The sequence below is a fragment of the Thauera aromatica genome (assembly GCF_023093595.1).
Lineage (GTDB): Bacteria > Pseudomonadota > Gammaproteobacteria > Burkholderiales > Rhodocyclaceae > Thauera > Thauera aromatica_A.
The window spans coordinates 1-16169 of sequence record NZ_JALLIK010000105.1 but is presented as its reverse complement, the minus strand read 5'-3'; the positions used below and the strand labels follow the sequence as shown (position 1 = coordinate 16169).

The 16169-nt window shown below is 66.8% G+C and carries 20 protein-coding genes; 10 read left to right on the top strand and 10 right to left on the bottom strand.

The features are described from left to right. Positions 1-83 precede the first annotated feature (83 nt). The 9 genes from MXC99_RS11350 to MXC99_RS11310 all read right to left on the bottom strand — a co-directional run bounded on the left by MXC99_RS11350 (position 84) and on the right by MXC99_RS11310 (position 7488). The gene (locus MXC99_RS11350) at positions 84-530 is read right to left on the bottom strand and encodes a CBS domain-containing protein (RefSeq protein ID WP_247725567.1); all 447 of its coding nucleotides are present in this window, start codon (positions 528-530) and stop codon (positions 84-86) included. Between the two features lie 254 nt (positions 531-784). Beyond that, entirely contained in the window at positions 785-1612 is an 828-nt protein-coding gene (gene panC, locus MXC99_RS11345) for a pantoate--beta-alanine ligase (protein WP_247725566.1), read from the bottom strand. Positions 1613-1644: 32 nt separating this feature from the next. Beyond that, on the bottom strand, positions 1645-2460 hold the full coding sequence (gene panB / locus MXC99_RS11340; protein ID WP_247725565.1) for a 3-methyl-2-oxobutanoate hydroxymethyltransferase: 816 nt from the start codon (positions 2458-2460) through the stop codon (positions 1645-1647). A gap of 71 nt (positions 2461-2531) precedes the next feature. After that, positions 2532-2915, bottom strand: coding sequence for a DMT family protein (locus MXC99_RS11335; RefSeq protein WP_247725564.1), 384 nt, complete (start codon positions 2913-2915; stop codon positions 2532-2534). A 29-nt stretch (positions 2916-2944) separates the two neighbouring features. Further along, positions 2945-3439, bottom strand: coding sequence for a 2-amino-4-hydroxy-6-hydroxymethyldihydropteridine diphosphokinase (folK, locus tag MXC99_RS11330; protein ID WP_282100151.1), 495 nt, complete (start codon positions 3437-3439; stop codon positions 2945-2947). Between the two features lie 79 nt (positions 3440-3518). Then, on the bottom strand, positions 3519-4874 hold the full coding sequence (pcnB, locus tag MXC99_RS11325) for a polynucleotide adenylyltransferase PcnB (protein WP_247725563.1): 1356 nt from the start codon (positions 4872-4874) through the stop codon (positions 3519-3521). Between the two features lie 142 nt (positions 4875-5016). After that, positions 5017-5679 carry an HAD family hydrolase gene (locus MXC99_RS11320; RefSeq protein ID WP_247725562.1) on the bottom strand — a complete coding sequence of 221 codons (663 nt, stop codon included), beginning with the start codon at positions 5677-5679 and terminating at the stop codon, positions 5017-5019. Positions 5680-5695: 16 nt separating this feature from the next. Next, positions 5696-6388, bottom strand: coding sequence for a DnaA regulatory inactivator Hda (hda, locus tag MXC99_RS11315; RefSeq protein ID WP_247725561.1), 693 nt, complete (start codon positions 6386-6388; stop codon positions 5696-5698). Beyond that, positions 6385-7488 (bottom strand): AI-2E family transporter, encoded by a 1104-nt coding sequence (locus tag MXC99_RS11310; RefSeq protein ID WP_247725560.1) that lies wholly within the window; start codon positions 7486-7488, stop codon positions 6385-6387. Before MXC99_RS11310 ends, hda begins: the two co-directional genes overlap by 4 nt. Positions 7489-7627: 139 nt before the next feature. On the opposite strand from MXC99_RS11310, the gene purM reads away from it, so the two are divergent. Next, a complete protein-coding gene (gene purM, locus MXC99_RS11305) occupies positions 7628-8698 on the top strand; it encodes a phosphoribosylformylglycinamidine cyclo-ligase (protein ID WP_247725559.1) in 1071 nt (356 codons plus the stop codon). Positions 8699-8742: 44 nt separating this feature from the next. Further along, entirely contained in the window at positions 8743-9114 is a 372-nt protein-coding gene (locus tag MXC99_RS11300) for a DUF2784 domain-containing protein (protein WP_247725558.1), read from the top strand. Positions 9115-9337: 223 nt separating this feature from the next. Here the strand turns inward: MXC99_RS11300 and fic are convergent, their stop codons facing one another. Beyond that, the gene (gene fic, locus MXC99_RS11295) at positions 9338-10420 is read right to left on the bottom strand and encodes a protein adenylyltransferase Fic (protein ID WP_247725557.1); all 1083 of its coding nucleotides are present in this window, start codon (positions 10418-10420) and stop codon (positions 9338-9340) included. 518 nt (positions 10421-10938) lie between these two features. Here fic and MXC99_RS11290 point away from each other — a divergent pair. The 8 genes from MXC99_RS11290 to MXC99_RS11255 form a co-directional block, all read left to right on the top strand. Then, entirely contained in the window at positions 10939-12324 is a 1386-nt protein-coding gene (locus MXC99_RS11290; protein ID WP_247725556.1) for a tyrosine-type recombinase/integrase, read from the top strand. A 42-nt stretch (positions 12325-12366) separates the two neighbouring features. Further along, positions 12367-12690 carry a type II toxin-antitoxin system RelE/ParE family toxin gene (locus MXC99_RS11285; protein ID WP_247725555.1) on the top strand — a complete coding sequence of 108 codons (324 nt, stop codon included), beginning with the start codon at positions 12367-12369 and terminating at the stop codon, positions 12688-12690. Continuing rightward, the gene (locus tag MXC99_RS11280) at positions 12687-13019 is read left to right on the top strand and encodes a helix-turn-helix domain-containing protein (RefSeq protein WP_247725554.1); all 333 of its coding nucleotides are present in this window, start codon (positions 12687-12689) and stop codon (positions 13017-13019) included. Before MXC99_RS11285 ends, MXC99_RS11280 begins: the two co-directional genes overlap by 4 nt. A 105-nt stretch (positions 13020-13124) precedes the next feature. Beyond that, on the top strand, positions 13125-13379 hold the full coding sequence (locus MXC99_RS11275) for a hypothetical protein (RefSeq protein ID WP_247725553.1): 255 nt from the start codon (positions 13125-13127) through the stop codon (positions 13377-13379). Positions 13380-13484: 105 nt separating this feature from the next. Next, positions 13485-14300 (top strand): hypothetical protein, encoded by an 816-nt coding sequence (locus MXC99_RS11270; RefSeq protein ID WP_247725552.1) that lies wholly within the window; start codon positions 13485-13487, stop codon positions 14298-14300. Positions 14301-14416: 116 nt separating this feature from the next. Beyond that, complete coding sequence (locus MXC99_RS11265; protein ID WP_247725551.1) at positions 14417-14629, top strand: hypothetical protein; 213 nt, start codon at positions 14417-14419, stop codon at positions 14627-14629. After that, a complete protein-coding gene (locus MXC99_RS11260; RefSeq protein WP_247725550.1) occupies positions 14626-15075 on the top strand; it encodes a helix-turn-helix domain-containing protein in 450 nt (149 codons plus the stop codon). Before MXC99_RS11265 ends, MXC99_RS11260 begins: the two co-directional genes overlap by 4 nt. After that, positions 15075-16169, top strand: a 1095-nt coding sequence (locus MXC99_RS11255; RefSeq protein WP_247725549.1) for a PriCT-2 domain-containing protein, incomplete at its 3' end; no start/stop codon positions are given. The genes MXC99_RS11260 and MXC99_RS11255, both read left to right, overlap by 1 nt.

The following is a 16169-nucleotide window of genomic DNA, read 5'->3' as shown; positions in this document are numbered from 1 at the left end:
GCTGGGTGAACACAAAAACGCCGGGATTCCCCGGCGTTTTCAGCGGTGTGCGACCCGCTCGGGTTGCTTCGGAACCTTCCCGCTCACTCCGCGGCAAGGTCGCCGGCGATGTAGCTCTCCAGGTGCTTGATCGTCTTCTCCTGCTGGCTGACGATGGATTTCACCATGTCACCGATGGTGACAATACCGAGCACTTTGTTGTTTTCCACCACCGGGATGTGGCGGAAGCGCTTTTCGGTCATCGTTTCCATGACTTCATCCACGGTGTGCGCCCGCGTCACGGTAAATGGGGCAGGCGTCATCAGGTCGCCGACCTTGACGTTGCGCGACATGAGCCCCTTGAGCACTACTTTGCGGGCATAGTCGCGTTCGGTGAAGATGCCGACCAGACGATCGCCGTCGGTCACGAGCACGCAACCGATATCGAACTGGGCCATCACCGACAGCGCATCGAACACCGAATCGGTCGGGCGCACGGCGTGAAAGGTATGGCCTTTCTGGTCGAGAATTTGTTTTACGCTGATCGTCATTGTCTTGATCCCCCCACGGTTGTTGACGCTCGGGCTGCATGTCGCGGCCGGTTTTGTTACAGATTGGCTCCAAGCCTTTCGGGATGCAAGCAGGGAACAACCCTACTTTGCAGTGCAGTCCCGATTTCCCCTTGTCTCATCCGGCTCGCACTTACCCCACGGCGCATGGGCCTGAGTGGCGTTCCTGTCGGGCGCCGCCGGCAGGCTGACCCGGGTTTGCCGACCTCACCCGCGGAGGAAACGACGATGCTTGCTCAGATTTCGAGGTTGTCGATCAGCCGGGTACGTCCCAGTCTGGCCGCGGCCAGCACGACCAGCGCATCGTCCTCGCGGGTCGGCGGCTGCAGGTCGGCGCGGCGGCGCACGGCGACGTAGTCGGGCTGCCAGCCGGCCCCCTCCAGTTGCGCCACCGCCTCGGCTTCGAGCTTCGTCAAGTCGCGCTCGCCGCCTGCCACGGCGCTGCGGATGTGGCACAGCAGACGGTACAGCAGGGGCGCGCGGGCGCGCTCTTCCTCGCTCAGGTAGCCGTTGCGCGAGGACAGCGCGAGGCCATCTCCGGCACGCACCGTCTCGCCTTCTAGGACTTCCACCGGGAGCGCGAGTTCGCACACCATGTTGCGCAGCACCATCAGCTGCTGGTAGTCCTTTTTGCCGAACAGCGCGAGTTCGGGCTGGACGATGTTGAGCAGCTTCAGCACGACGGTGGCGACGCCGCGGAAATGGCCGGGGCGGCACGCGCCTTCGAGGACAGAGACGTGGGCCGGCGCCGGATCGACGTGATAGGACTGCGGTTGCGGGTACATCACGGCCTCGTCGGGGGCGAACAGGTGCGCCACGCCGGCGGCGGCGAGCTTTTCGCAATCGGCGGCGAAGGTGCGCGGATAGCGCTCGAAGTCTTCGCCCTGGCCGAACTGGAGGCGGTTCACGAAGATGCTCGCGACCACGCTGTCGGCATGGCTCGCGGCCTGGCGCATGAGCGCGATGTGGCCGTCGTGGAGATTGCCCATGGTGGGAACGAAGGCCGTCCTGCCGGCGCCGGCGCGGGCGGCGCGCAGGCTTTCGATGGTATGGTGGATCTGCATGCGGAATCGTTTTCGGGGCGGTGGCAGGGGGGTCAGTAGCAGTGCTCGGCGGCGGGGAAGCTGCCGTCCTTGACCGCGGCGACGTAACGTGCGACGGCATCTTCGATGCTGGCGGCGCCGTCCATGAAGTTGCGCACGAAGCGTGCGGTCTTGCCCGGGAAAATGCCGAGCATGTCGTGCAGCACCAGGACCTGGCCGTCGCAGCCGGGGCCGGCGCCGATGCCGATCGTGGCCATGGTGCGCAGGCTGGCGGTGATTCCGGCGGCGAGCGCGGCGGGCACCATTTCCATCACCATCAGCGCGGCGCCGGCCTGTTCCAGTGCCAGGGCGTCGGCTTTCAGCCGCGCCGCGCCTTCGTCGCTGCGGCCCTGCACCCGGTAGCCGCCGAGCTGATGCACCGACTGCGGGGTGAGGCCGATGTGGGCGCACACCGGTACCCCGCGCTCGACCAGGAAATGCACGGTGTCGGCCATGAATTCGCCGCCTTCGAGCTTCACCATCTGCGCCCCGGCCGCCATCAGGCGTGCGGCATTGCGCATCGCCTGCTCGCGGTTTTCGTGGTAGCTGCCGAACGGCATGTCGGCGAGGATGAAGGCGCGGCTTTCGGCACGGGCCACGCACTCGGTGTGGTAGGCCATCTGTTCGAGCGTCACCGGCAGGGTCGATTTCTGTCCTTGCAGCACGTTGCCCAGTGAGTCGCCGATCAGTGCGACGTCCACTCCGCTGCGACCGAGCACCGCGGCGAAGCTCGCGTCATAACAGGTGAGCATCGCGATCTTCTCGCCTGCGGCGCGCATCCTGCCCAGTTCGAACAGGGTCACGGGTTTCTGGTCCTGGAGATAACTCATACATCGCTCCTGATGGGAGGACGGAGTTTTCACCAAACGGGTGCGATGCACAAGTGCATTGCCGCCGTGGATCAGCTGCGGAACACGAAATAGACCGCGCCGAGCATGCACAGGCCCGCCCACAGGTAGTCGAGCTTGAGCGGCTGTTTCATGTAGATCACGACGAAGGGAACGAACACCAGCAGGGTGATCACTTCCTGCAGGATCTTCAGTTGCGCCAGGCTCAGCGTGGTGGCGCCGATGCGGTTGGCCGGGACCTGGAGCAGGTATTCGAACAGCGCGATCCCCCAGCTCACGATCGCCGCGACGTACCAGGCCCGGGCCTGCATCGTCCTGAGGTGGCCGTACCAGGCGAAGGTCATGAACACGTTGGATGCGGCAAGCAGCACGGTGGTCTGCAGCCAGACGGGGCTGGCGCTGACGGTAGCGGTGGCGGACTGGAGCCAGGCGGGCATGGCGGCGGCGCAGGAGGGGGCGGCGGATCTTATCCGAGGCGGGTGATAGCCTGGTTGTCGACGGCGGCGAGCAGCCCGGCGAGGCTGCCGTGGCCGGGAATGACGGTCTCCGGCGCGATCTCGGCGAGTGGCAGCAAGGCGAAGGCGCGCAGGTGCATGCGCGGGTGCGGCACCTGCAGCGCCGGCGTATCGATGACCGCGTCGCCGTAGAGCAGCAGGTCGAGGTCGATCGTGCGCGGCGCCATCGGATAGTCGCGGGTGCGGCCGCTGTCGCGCTCGATGCCGTGCAGGGCATCGAGCAGGGCGTGGGCGTCGAGCGCAGTGTCGAGCGCGATGACGGCGTTGATGTAGTCGGGTTGGCCGTCCACGCCGATCGGTGCGCTGCGGTAGAGCGCGGAGTGTGCTGCGACCGCGCTCGCGGGCAGGGCGCCGAGGCGTTGCAGCGAAAGGGCGAATGCCATCGCCGGATCGCCGAGGTTGGCACCGAAGGCGATGTAGGCGCGCACGCGCGCCGCCGCGTTCACTGGACGGCCCTCCAGTCGCTACGCGATTTCGACCTCGGGGAAGGTGAACGCATCCCTTCGGGCGGCCGTGCAGGGTGTCTCATGCGCTGTCCGTGGAGGCGACGGCCTCGCCATCGACCGGCTTGCGCCGGCGGCGGCGGCGCTTCTTCGCCGGCGCCGCTTCGGCCGGCGCCTGGCGGACCAGTGCATCGCGCTCGTCGTGGCCGGCATGGGCGAAGCGGTCCCACCAGTCGACGATTTCCAGTGGGATCTCTCCGGCCTGCGCACGCAGGCGCAGGAAGTCCCACCCTGCGCGGTAGCGGGGCTGCTCGATGAGGCGGTAAGGGGTTTTCCCCGAGCGCTTGTCGAAACGCGGCTGCAGCGCCCAGATGTCCTTGATGTCGCCGACGATGCGGCGGGTGATCGCGAGCTTGCCGGCCTGGGCGTCGAGGACCTCGTCCATCGCTTCGAACAGCGCCGGCTGGGCGTGCTCGCCGGCGGCCTTCTTCCTTTCCCATGCCGCGAGCACTTCGTGCCACAGCAGGGTGGCGAACAGGAAGCCGGGCGATACGGATTTGTCCTCGCGCACGCGCTCGTCGGTGTTCTCGAGCGACAACCAGACGAAGCGCTCGCCCAGGGGTTGTTCGAGGATGACATCGAGCAGCGGCAGCAGGCCGTGGTGCAGGCCTTCTGCGCGCAGCTGCTGCAGGCACTTCACCGCATAGCCGGAGAACAGCAGCTTGAGCATCTCGTCGAACAGACGCGCGGCGGGCACGTTTTCCAGCAGGGTGGCCATGTCGCGGATCGGATGGCGCGCCGCGGGGTCGATGCTGAGCCCCAGTTTCGCCGCCAGGCGCACCGCGCGCAGCATGCGCACCGGGTCTTCGCGGTAGCGCGTGCGCGGGTCGCCGATCATGCGCAGGGTCTTCTGCTGGATGTCGGCGACGCCGTGGTGGTAGTCGACGATGGTCTCGGTGCCCGGGTCGTAGTACAGCGCATTGACAGTGAAGTCGCGCCGGGTGGCGTCTTCGGCCTGGTTGCCGTAGACGTTGTCGCGCAGCACGCGGCCGTGCTCGTCGGTCTCGGCCGTATCGGCGTCCTGCCCGGCGCGGAACGTGGAGACCTCGATCGTCTCCGGCCCGCTCATCACGTGCACGATCTTGAAGCGGCGGCCGATGATGCGCGAGCGGCGGAACAGCGCGCGCACTTCTTCCGGAGTGGCGCTGGTGGCGACGTCGTAGTCCTTGGGCGGATGGCCGATCAGCAGGTCGCGCACCGCGCCGCCGACGACGAAGGCCTTGAAGCCGGCCTCCTGCAGCACGGCGCAGGTCTTGCGCGCAGCCGGTGACAGCTGCTCGCGGCGGATGCCGTGGCGTTCGACGGGAATGAGGGCGGGTTCGTGGCGTGCGGAGTGCGCCGGGCGCTTGAAAACCTTGCGCAGCAGCTTGCGGATCATCGGGAAAGGCGTTGTCCTTGCATAAGCGCGCAATCATAACCGATCGCATTGCCGGTTCGGCGAGCGTGTGTGCGACGGTGTCGCCCGCGAGCGCGGACAGACACCCCGCGCCGGGGGGAGCCGGGCACGGGGCGGGGCGCGCTCAGCGCAGCGAGATCACCGGCCAGCCTTGCGTTCGGGCGTGAGTGCGCAGCGTGTCGTCGGGGTCGACGGCCACCGGGTTGGAGACCCGCTGCATCAGCGGCAGGTCGTTGTGCGAATCGCTGTAGAACCAGCTCCGGTCGAAGCTGCCCAGGTGCAGGCCGAGCGACTCCAGCCAGTTGTCGACGCGCTCGATCTTGCCTGCCTTGAACGCCGGCAGGCCGCGCGGCTTGCCGGTGAACGCGCCGCCTTCCTGCGCCGGGATGGTGGCGACCAGGTGGGGGATGCCGAACTCGCGCACGATCGGGCCGGTGACGAAGGCGTTGGTCGCCGTCACCACCGCGACCAGCGCGCCGCTGTCCAGGTGTTCCTGGACCAGCGCGCGCGCCTTGGCGGTGATCATCGGCCGCACCGCCAGCTCCATGAACTCGCGGTGCCAGGCGTCGAGCTCGGCGCGCGGGTGGCGGGCGAGCGGGGCGAGCTGGAAGTCGAGGAACTCGAAGATGTCGAGGGTGCCGGCCTTGTACTGTTCGAGGAAGGCGAGATTCTTCGCCTCCTGCACTTCGCGGTCGAGCACGCCTTTGCCGATCAGGAACTGCGCCCAGGCGAAGTCGGAGTCGCCGGCGAGCAGGGTGTTGTCGAGGTCGAAGAGGACGAGGTTCACGGTGAGGCTCCGTTGTTCAGATTTCCAGGCCCTGCTGCATCATCTCGCGCAGCAGCGGCAGGGTGATCGGGCGTTTGCGTTCGAGCGAGGCCGCATCGAGGGCGTCGAGCACCCTGCGCAGGCTGGCGAGGTCGCGACGGCCATGGCGCAGCAGGAAGTCGACCACCTCGTCGGCCAGGCGCAAGCCGCGACGTTCGGCGAGGGTGGCGAGAAGGGTGGCGCGGGCGTCGTCGTCGAGCGGCCGGACCTCGAACACCAGGCTCTGCCCGATGCGGGTGCGCAGGTCTTCGCGCAGCGCCAGCCCGAGCGGCGCTGCCGGCCCGGACAGGAGCAGCGACTGGCGGTTGCCGCGGGCGCGGTTGAAGGCATTGAACAGCGCGATCTGGGCGTCGGCGGACAACTGCTCGACATCGTCCACCGCAAGCAAGGCATCGACCGTTTCCGGCAGACTGTCGTCCACGTCGGCCGCGGCGAGCAGATGGGTGGGGCGGCCGGCCGCACGGGCCATGCCGAGGGTGGCGCGGAGCAGGTGGCTGCGGCCGCTGCCCGGTCCGCCCCAGAGGTAGAGATGGCGTGCCGGCAACTGCGCCGCGGTTGCCGGCGAGGCCAGCAGCGACAGCGCCGCCACCAGCTCGGCGTTGGCGCCGGCGACGAAGTTTTCCAGCGTCGGCGGCGTGTCGGGGCGGATGTCGAGGACGAGCTGCTTCATTGCGGGGAGGCGTCCTTCGTGCCGGCCGGCGCTTCGCTCCCCAGATAGACCGGACTGGCGAACCAGGCGTGGCGCACTTCGCGCAAGCCCACGAGCAGTGCCGCGCTCACCGGCAGCGCCACGAGCACGCCGACGAAGCCGAACAGCTGGCCGAAGGCCATCAGCGCGAAGATCACCGCAAGCGGATGCAGGCCGATCCGTTCGCCCACCAGGTAGGGCGTGAGCAGGAAGCTCTCCAGCAGCTGGCCGAAGCCGTAGACCGCGGCGACACCGATCAGCGGCGGCCAGCCTTCGCCTTGCAGCAGTGCGGCCATGATCGCCAGAAGCAGGCCGCCACCGAAGCCGACATAGGGAATGAACACCAGCAGGCCGGTCAGCACGCCCACGGGGAGGGCGAATTTCAGTCCGGCGAGCCACAGCCCCAGACTGTAGAACAGGGCCAGCAGCAACATCACCGACAGCTGGCCGCGGAGGAATTCGGACATCACCGAGTCGATGTCGTTGAGGATACGCATCGTCCGGGCCAGCCAGGGGCGGGGGACGATGCGTTCCAGCTCGGCGAGGATGCGCGGCCATTCCTGCAGCAGGTAGAACATCACCAGCGGAATCAGGAACAGGTTGACGAGGAACCCGGCGAGCGCCATGCCGCCGGTCTTGAGATGGCCGATCAGGACCGGCAGGATGTCCTGGGCGCTGCTCCAGTTGTCGGCGATCAGCTGGCGGAACTGGGCGGCGTCGAGCTGCAGGTCGATTCCCAGCCGCGCCTGCAGCAGCGGCGACAGCTGGGCGTTGAACATTTCGATCAGGTCGGGCAGGCGGCTGACCAGCAGCACGCCTTCGCGATACACCATCGGCAGCAGGATCAGCGCCAGCGTCACCAGTGCGAGACCGGCCGCGATGATCACCAGCAGCACGGCGAACGCACGCGGCACGCGCCGGGCCACCATCCAGCTCACCGCCGGGTCGCAGATGTAGGCGAACACCGCGGCGATCACGAACGGGGCGAGGATCGGCCCCAGGGCCCAGAACAGGCCGACCAGCGCGAGGCCCGCCGCGGTCCAGGCCAGGGTTTGCAGACGATCGGCGCGGGGAGGGCTCATTTCTAGTAAAATCGCGGACTTGGTGCGGGGCATCCTACCCGCGAAACCCGTAAATGTAGCCACTTGGCAGCGCGGTCTCAAGTTCGATCCGCCGCCGGGCGGCGCCAGCCCAGTATCCTGCAAGTCCAAAGGAACGATCTTGAGCGCACACCATCCCGCCCCTCCCGCCGAGCCCCAGGCCTCCCTTTCTTATCGTGACGCCGGCGTGGATATCGATGCCGGCGACGCCCTGGTCGATCGCATCAAGCCGCTCGCCAAGCGCACCCTGCGTCCGGAAGTGCTCGGCGGCATCGGCGGCTTCGGCGCGCTGTTCGAGCTGTCGAAGAAGTACAAGGAGCCGGTGCTGGTGTCCGGCACCGACGGCGTCGGCACCAAGCTCAAGCTCGCCTTCCAGTTGAACAAGCACGACACCGTCGGCCAGGACCTGGTGGCGATGAGCGTCAACGACATCCTCGTCCAGGGCGCCGAGCCGCTGTTCTTTCTCGACTACTTCGCCTGCGGCAAGCTCGACGTCGACACCGCCGCCGACGTCGTCAAGGGCATCGCCCACGGCTGCGAACTGGCCGGCTGCGCGCTGATCGGCGGCGAGACCGCGGAGATGCCCGGCATGTACCCGGCGGGTGAATACGATCTCGCCGGCTTCGCCGTCGGCGCGGTGGAGAAGGCCGACATCATCGACGGCAGCCGCATCGTGCCGGGCGACGTGGTCCTGGGGCTGGCCTCCAGCGGCGCGCATTCGAACGGCTACTCGCTGATCCGCAAGATCGCCGAGCGCGCCAAGGTCGATTTCGATGCCCCGTTCCATGGCCGCGCCTTCCGCGACGTGGTGATGGCGCCGACCCGGATCTATGTCAAGCCGCTGCTCGCGCTGATGCAGGCGATGCCGGGCACGATCAAAGGCATGGCCCACATCACCGGCGGCGGCATCACCGAGAACGTGCCGCGCATTCTGCGCGACGAACTCGTCGCCCGCATCGACGGCGGCGCATGGACGCTGCCGCCGCTGTTCCAGTGGCTGCAGATGGCGGGCAACGTCGATGGCGACGAGATGCTGCGCGTGTTCAACTGCGGCATCGGTATGGTGGTGGTGGTCTCGGCCGAAGACGCCGATGCCGCGGCCGAAAAACTCACTGCAGCGGGCGAGACGGTGTACCGCATCGGCCGCATCGACAGCCGCAAGGAGGGCGAGGCGCAGACCATCGTCGAGTGACCGATGGTGCGCCCGCTGGCGCTTGACCGCCGGTCGCAGCGGCAATGATTTTCCGTCTCGCCGCCGATCTCGTCCTGCTGCTGCACCTGGCGTTCATCGTCTTCGTGCTCGCCGGCGGGCTGCTTGCCCTGCGCTGGCGGTGGGCGCCGCTGCTGCATCTTCCCGCGGCCGCCTGGGGGGTGTTCATCGAGCTCAGCGGGCGGATCTGCCCGCTCACTCCGCTGGAAAACCTGCTGCGCGCCCGGGCGGGCGAGGCCGGTTATGCAGGGGGCTTCGTCGAGCACTACCTGCTCGCGCTGATCTATCCGGAAGGCATGACGCAGGGCGTCCAGGCCGTACTCGCCGGGATCGTGCTGGGCGTCAATGCCGGCGTCTATGTGTGGGTGTGGCGGCGGCGGAGCCGATCGAGCCGGTGAGTTGCCGACAGTTCGTATTGCCCCTGCATGGCCGTGGACGACTTGCGGCGGGGCTTGCACACAGGCGCGCGCCTGTGGCGGGCCTGAGGCCCGAGGTCGGCAAAGGCCGAGTCGCGGGGGTAGGCTGTCCAGCCGGTTGCCGAGTGAAGCAGTCCCTTTAACGTCGATCTGCGGAAAAAACGACGGGCAGCCGCCGGGCGATTGCTCTGGCCAAGCGCGCATGTCAGGCTGCGGAAAGTGCTTGAATCAGGTGCGGGTTGATGAAGAGCTTCTCCCGTCCGGCCTTCATTTCGCGAAGGAGACCGATGTCCACGAGTTGCTTCAGATAGACCGATGCCGTCTGGCGTTGGGCAATGCCGGCGTCAACGACGTTGGCGATGCGGCAATAGGGTTGTACGAAGATCAGCTCGGTCAGCTCGCGGGAGTAGATGCCGGGTGCGTCACGCTTCATCCGCTCGGCGGTTTCGTCGATGAGCGCCCTGGTGGCCTTGATGCAGGACGTCGTCCAGTGCGCGGTACTGCGAACTGCGTCGAGCATGAACAGGATCCAGGGCTCCCAGGCGGCATCCCGGCTGACGTTCAACAGGAGCCGATAGTAGTCCTGCTTGGCTTCGATGATGGCCTTGGAAAGGTAGAGCACTGGGATGTCGAGCAAGCCCTGCTCGACCAGGTACAACAGGTTGAGCACCCGGCCGGTTCGGCCGTTGCCATCGACGAAAGGGTGGATGGCCTCGAACTGGTAGTGGCTGATGGCCATGCGCACCAGCGGGTCGATGTGCTCGGCCTCGTGCAAGAAGTGCTCCCAGTTGGAGAGCTTGTCGCGAATGTGTGCCTCACCTTCGGGCGGGGTGTAGACCACCTCGCCGCTGCGGCCGTTCATCAGCGCCGTGCCGGGTGTCTTGCGGATGTCGATGTCGACGCCCTTGATGGTGCGGCAGATGTCGACCGCGGTACGGGTTGTGAGTGGATGACGACGCAGCGATTCGAACCCCTCGCGCAGCGCTGTTCGATAGCGGAGCGCCTCCTTCGTCGCCGGGTCGGCCAAGGATTCGCGGTCGTCGGCAAACTGGAAGAGGCGATCCGTCGTGGTGACGATGTTCTCGATTTCCGAGCTTGCCTGCGCTTCCAGCAAGGGAATGCTGTTGATTAGCACGGCCTGGTTGGGGATCAGTTCACCGGCCTGCTTGAGTTCGGCGACGGCTGCACGCGCCTCGATGCAAGCCTTCAGGATGGTCCGCGACTCGACTTCCGCCTGAGGGGGAAGGGCAGGGAGGTCGTTGTATGGCTTCTGCGGGTCGAAGGGCATGTGTCGATGGTTGCTTGAATAATCGACGTGTGAGCAGAACGTGTCGATGGGTTCGACATGATATCTTCTCGTGTCGAAAAATAACGATTTTCTCTACAAATTGGGTTCGGTTGAGCGGTGTCCAGGGGAGTGACGTGGAGACAGTGGAACGGGCGGTAGAGGCGGGAATGCGCCGCTTGTGGGGGGCGGGGATGCCGCTCGCGGCGGTGCCGGCGACCAGGGAAGGGGGCTGTCGCCTGACATGAAAAGGGGCTTAGGATTTCTCCTAAGCCCCTGATTCTATTGGTGGGCCCCCTGGGAGTCGAACCCAGCACCAACGGATTATGAGTCCGAGGGAAAGCGTATTTTTCGGGGTTGAGCGATATGCAGAAAAACGCGCAAATGCATTGAAAAACAAGGAAAAGATGATTTTTTGTGTTGCTCGACGTTGAACCGGATTGCTAGAATTTGGCTACATGGTGGCTACATGGTGGCTACATGGAACCGCCGTGTAGCCAACCTGAGCCGGAGCCGACACCATGCAACGCGAGCGCCTGACCCCTGACCGCATCCGCCGCTTCATCATCCCGACCGGCAAGGCCCAAGCCTTCTTGTGGGACACCGAAGCGCCCCGCCTTGCCGTGCGTGCGACCGCTGGCGCAAAGGCGTACATCTTCGAGTCCAAGTTGAACCGCCGCACCCTGCGCGTGACCATCGGGGACGTGCGCGCCTGGAACCTCGACGACGCCCGCGCCGAAGCGCGCCGCCTGCAAACCTTGATTGACCAGGGCACCGACCCGCGCGAACAGAAGCGCGAGCGCATCGCCGCCAGCGAAGCCAAGCGCGAGGAAGCCCGCCGCATCGAAGCGCCCGCCCTCGACGCCTGGAGCGCCTACATCGAGGCCCGCCGCCCGAAGTGGGGAGAGCGCAGCTACCGGGACCACCTGACCCTGAGCAAAGAGGGGGGCGAGGCCATCACCCGAGGCCGCAAGACGACCGAGGACGGCAAGACCCAGCCCGGAGCCCTGCGCGCCCTGCTGGCGCTGCCGCTGAGCAAGATTGACGCGCCGACCGTGCGCGCCTTCCTGAAGGACGACGCCGCCAAGCGCCCGACGCAAGCCGCACTCGCCTTTCGTCTGCTGCGCGCCTTCCTGAACTGGTGCGCCGACCGCCCCGAGTACCAGGGGCAGATTCACGCCGACGCCTGCGCCGGCCGCATCGCCCGCGATGAACTGCCCAAGCGCCAAGCCAAGCAGGACGCGCTAGAGCGCGAAATGCTGCGCCCTTGGTTCCGCGAGGTGCGCGCCATCGCCAACCCGGTGCAGTCCGCTTACCTGCAAGTGGCCCTGCTGACCGGAGCGCGCCGGGAGGAGGTGGCCGAAATGCGATGGGAAGACGTGGATTTCCGCTGGCGTAAAATCATCATCCGCGACAAGGTGGAAGGCGAACGCACCATTCCGCTGACGCCCTATGTGGCCGGCCTGCTGCTGGAGCTGAAGCGCCGCAACGACACCCCGCCGCCGCCGCATCGCATCCTGCACGGCAAGCGTGTCCGCAACGACCTGGAAGCCTGGGAGCCTTCGCCCTGGGTGTTCAGCAGCAAGACCGCCGCATCGGGCCGCCTGCAAGAACCCCGCATCGCCCACAACCGCGCCTTGAGGGATGCCGGTCTGCCCAGCATCACAATTCACGGCCTGCGGCGCAGCTTCGGCAGCCTGTCCGAATGGTGTGAAGTGCCCGCCGGCATCGTGGCGCAAATCCAAGGCCACAAGCCGAGTGCGACCGCTGAGAAGCATTACCGCGTCCGCCCCATCGACCTGCTGCGCCAGTGGCATGAGCGCATCGAGGCGTGGATTCTGACCGAGGCCGGCATCGAACAGCCGCACCAGGATGAGGCCGCACCCGCGCTGCGGGTGGTGGCCTGACTGGCATTGCTTTCATATAGCACGTAGGCTATATTCACCCCCATGAGCTACCGTATCGAGTTCTTCAACGAAGCCGTGCAAGCTGAGGTGACGAAATGGCCCGGCGGCATCCTTGCCAGCTTCACCAGGATTGCCGAGCGCATCGCAGAGCATGGCCCGAACCTGGGTATGCCCTACACCCGCGCAATGGGGGACGGCCTGTTCGAGATTCGCGCCAAGGGGCAGGAAGGCATCGGACGCGCCCTGTTCTGCACTGTCGTGGGCAGGCGCGTTGTCATCCTGCACGGCTTCATCAAAAAGACCGAGCAAACCCCGCAGCGCGCATTGGATACCGCACGCCGCCGCATGAAGGAGGTCCGCCCATGAGCGAGCAATACAACCCTGTCGCCTTCAACCCGCGCGCCTTCGCAGAGGAGGCCGGCAAGCGCGACCCGGCATTCCGTGAAGCCTACGACGGCATGGCCGATGAGTTCGCCGCCCTGGCCGAGCTGCTGCGCGCCCGTCAGCGTGCCGGCCTGACGCAGACGGAGTTGGCCGAGCGCATGGGCGTGTCGCAGCCTGTCGTGGCCCGCATCGAGGGCAGCATCGGCAGCCGCAAGCACGCCCCGTCCCTGGCGACCCTGCGCAAGTACGCCGACGCCTGCGGGCAAAGGCTGGTGATTCGCTTCGAGCCGAAGCAAGAGCACAGCGCCTGACCGAGCAATGCCGCCGCCGGCCGGATGCCGGCAAGAAGCGGGGAGGCGTGGCGATACCAGCGCCAGCGCCGCCCCTGACCACAACGCAATTCAGGAGATTGCATCATGGCTACCGCAAATTGTACTTTGGTACCCGAAGCGCCTATCGCCGTTGAACCGGGGCGCTACTTCGTGAAGGCAATCACGGCCATCCTCGCCCCGCGCGGCGAGGTTCAGGCGGGAGATCTATTGCTAATCGATTCCGCCAAGTCCCCAGAGGATGGCGACCTTGTGCTGGTCGACGGCGCGCGATTGGAGGCGTTCGCGCATCAAGTGGGCGTGACGGGTATCGCTATACAGGTGCATCGCTTTTATTGCTGACCGAGCATGCCGCCCCTACCTCGACGGAGGGAAGAGCCGGACACCATCGCCGGCCTGGGGCGGCACCTTCCCCGATGGTGCGCACGATGGAGCGCAGACCGAGATATGACCGTAGACCTTGCGTGGGAAAAAGTTTTGCGCGTGCCTGGATTCGCCGTTACCCCCGAGGTGCGCGCCGCCGGATGGCCCGACGCCTTCGCCGTTGGGCACATTGCTTGCTTGCAATACCCTGTTGAGGGGACAGACGCAGACAAGAGCAAGGCACGTAGAAACCGCAGCGCTCTGTGCGCAGCCATCGGCCATGCAATCGAAGCCGGAGACTTGGAGGCCGAGCAGCACAGCCGAACAGTCGAGGTGCGCGATGATTCGGACCTCTTCCGGCCTATTGTGAGGTCACAATACCTCTCTCCTCGCGAATGGTATGAGCGAGTCCGACCGGAGCGCCGGCCGGCGCGGCCTGCACGACAGAAGGTGGAGACTTGGTATACCGTCACGCGCGCAGCCTTCCGCGACTGGCTGGCACGTCAGGGAGAAGAGCCGAGTGTGCACATCCGCGCATGGCTTCGCCCAATGGAACACGCCGAGGCATGCCAGGAAGACGCCGCGCCGAACAAGGCGAAGCTGAAGCGCGACTTCGTGGCCGAGGTGGTGGAGCGCATTCGTGCGTTCCATGCCGAAAACGGAAAGCTGTTCGATAGCAACTGCATGCCTGGGGACGCGGGAGACCTTCTTTGGTTGATGAAGAGGCGGCACCCGGACCAGTTCGAGGAAATGGAACTCAAGGCGTTCCGAGAGCATTACAGGGCTATATGCAAGTGGCCTAGAGCTGCCGGCCAGCAGGCTGGAGCGCGAAGCCTGTACCTGGAGATTTTCCCGGAAGCGAAGGCTCCGCTTGCCGCCGTCGCGTCACTTTTCAAGTAACTGTTTTTCAACGCCTCTTGGTACGGGGTGATACCGAGTCCGGTATCGCCGGGTATCTGATGATTGAAATGTAGTGTTCAGTATTCGTGTCGTCTTCAACGCAAGGACGGCACAACATGAACAAGCAATTTCGCGTCATTCTCAATCCCCGCAAGCTGGACACGGCCGAAGCGGCCGCAGTCCTTCGGGTTCGCCCCCAAACGCTGCGCCGCGCCCTGTGCCTGAACGGGCACTACCTGGGCTTGCGTCCGACGAAGCTGCCGAACGGCCGCCTTCTGTGGGACGCCGCTGACCTCGACCGCCTGACCGCTGGCGAGGTGGCGGCATGAAAAACGCTCGGCCCGCCGAAGCAGTACCGAGCGCCAAGAGCAGCGCCCATTCTACCCCGCAGAAAACCGGCCTGCCCGGTATTAAGCGCGCCAGCGAAGCGCCGCCGACGCTGCCCCGCCCGAACACCCGACCGGCCGAAGCCCTGGCGCTGCTGCAGCGGCATGGGCACCTCGACCAGCGCCAATTTCTCGACGACGCCGGAGGCTGGCGACTGGCTGCCGCCGTGCACGTCTTGCGTGGCCTGGGCTGGCGCATCGAGACCGTGCGCGTACCTGTCACCCTCGCCAATGGCGAAGCCGCCCACATCGCCCGCTATCGCCTCGACCACACCACCGGCACCCTGCACCGGCACCAGGCCGGAGGCATTGCGCCCGAGCTGGTCGCCTGGCTGGCGCTGGCTGTGGTCGCCTTCCTGCTGCCGCTGTCGGCCCGGTGGTTCGCGTGATGAAGCCGCGCAACTTCGACCCGGCGCACGAGGCCGGGCGTGCCCGCTCTGCGCTGCGGAGCCTTGACGCCGGCTGCCCGCGCCCGGAATGGGTGCGCCTGGGCATGGCCGCGAAAGCCGCCGGCATCACCTTCGAAGACTGGCACGACTGGAGCGCAACCGCCGGCAACTACCGCAACGAGGCCGATTGCCGCGCGACCTGGACCAGCATGAAGGGCGAGGGCATCGGAGCGGGGACGCTGTTTGCCGCTGCCCGCGCCGCCGGCTGGCAGGACGAGTCCGGCGGGAGCCCGCCGCCCCTGAAACCTCTGTCTGACAGTCGACCGGTCAACCGACAGACAGAAGACTGTGCAGAACGCGCCAGAACGGCGCAGGAGCCGCGAACCCCCTGCCGGGAGGGCAAGAGCATGTCCGCCGCCCCTGCCGCCCTATGGGGCCGCTGTGCGCCCGCCCCCGCTGACCACGGCTACCTGACCCGCAAGGGCATGGCCCCTGACGGCCTGCGCATCGCCCCCGCCGGCCTGACCATCGCCGGGCACGACTGCGCCGGCTGGCTGGCGCTGCCCGTCTGGAACCTCTCGACCGGCGAGCTGCAAAGCGTGCAACTGGCGAGCCCCGAGGCTGGCCCGCCGAAACTGAGCCTGCCCGGCTGCCGGATTGCCGGTGGTGCGCTGGCGGTGCACCAGGATGCGCCAGAAGGCCGCCCCAGCCCCGAAGCGTTCGCGGGTGGTGTGGCGTACCTGGCCGAAGGCGCAGCGACCGCCGCGAGCCTGTACCAAGCGACCGGCCGCGCCGCCGTGGCCTGCTTCGGCAAGGGCAACGTCGACACCATCGCCCGCGCCCTGCGCCAGCACTACCCCGGCCTGCGGCTGGTGCTGGTGCCCGATGCGGGAGCCGAACACCAGGCCGCAGCGATTGCCGCCGGCATCGGTGGCCCGGTGGCCTGGGTGGCGCTGCCCGAGGATTGCCCGCCGAACTTCGATGCCAACGACTACGCCGCCGCGCACGGCCTCGACGCCCTGGCCGAGCTGCTGAAGCACGAGCGCACCCCGCCGCAGCGCTTCCGCCTGCTTTCCCCCGCCGAACTGGCAAGC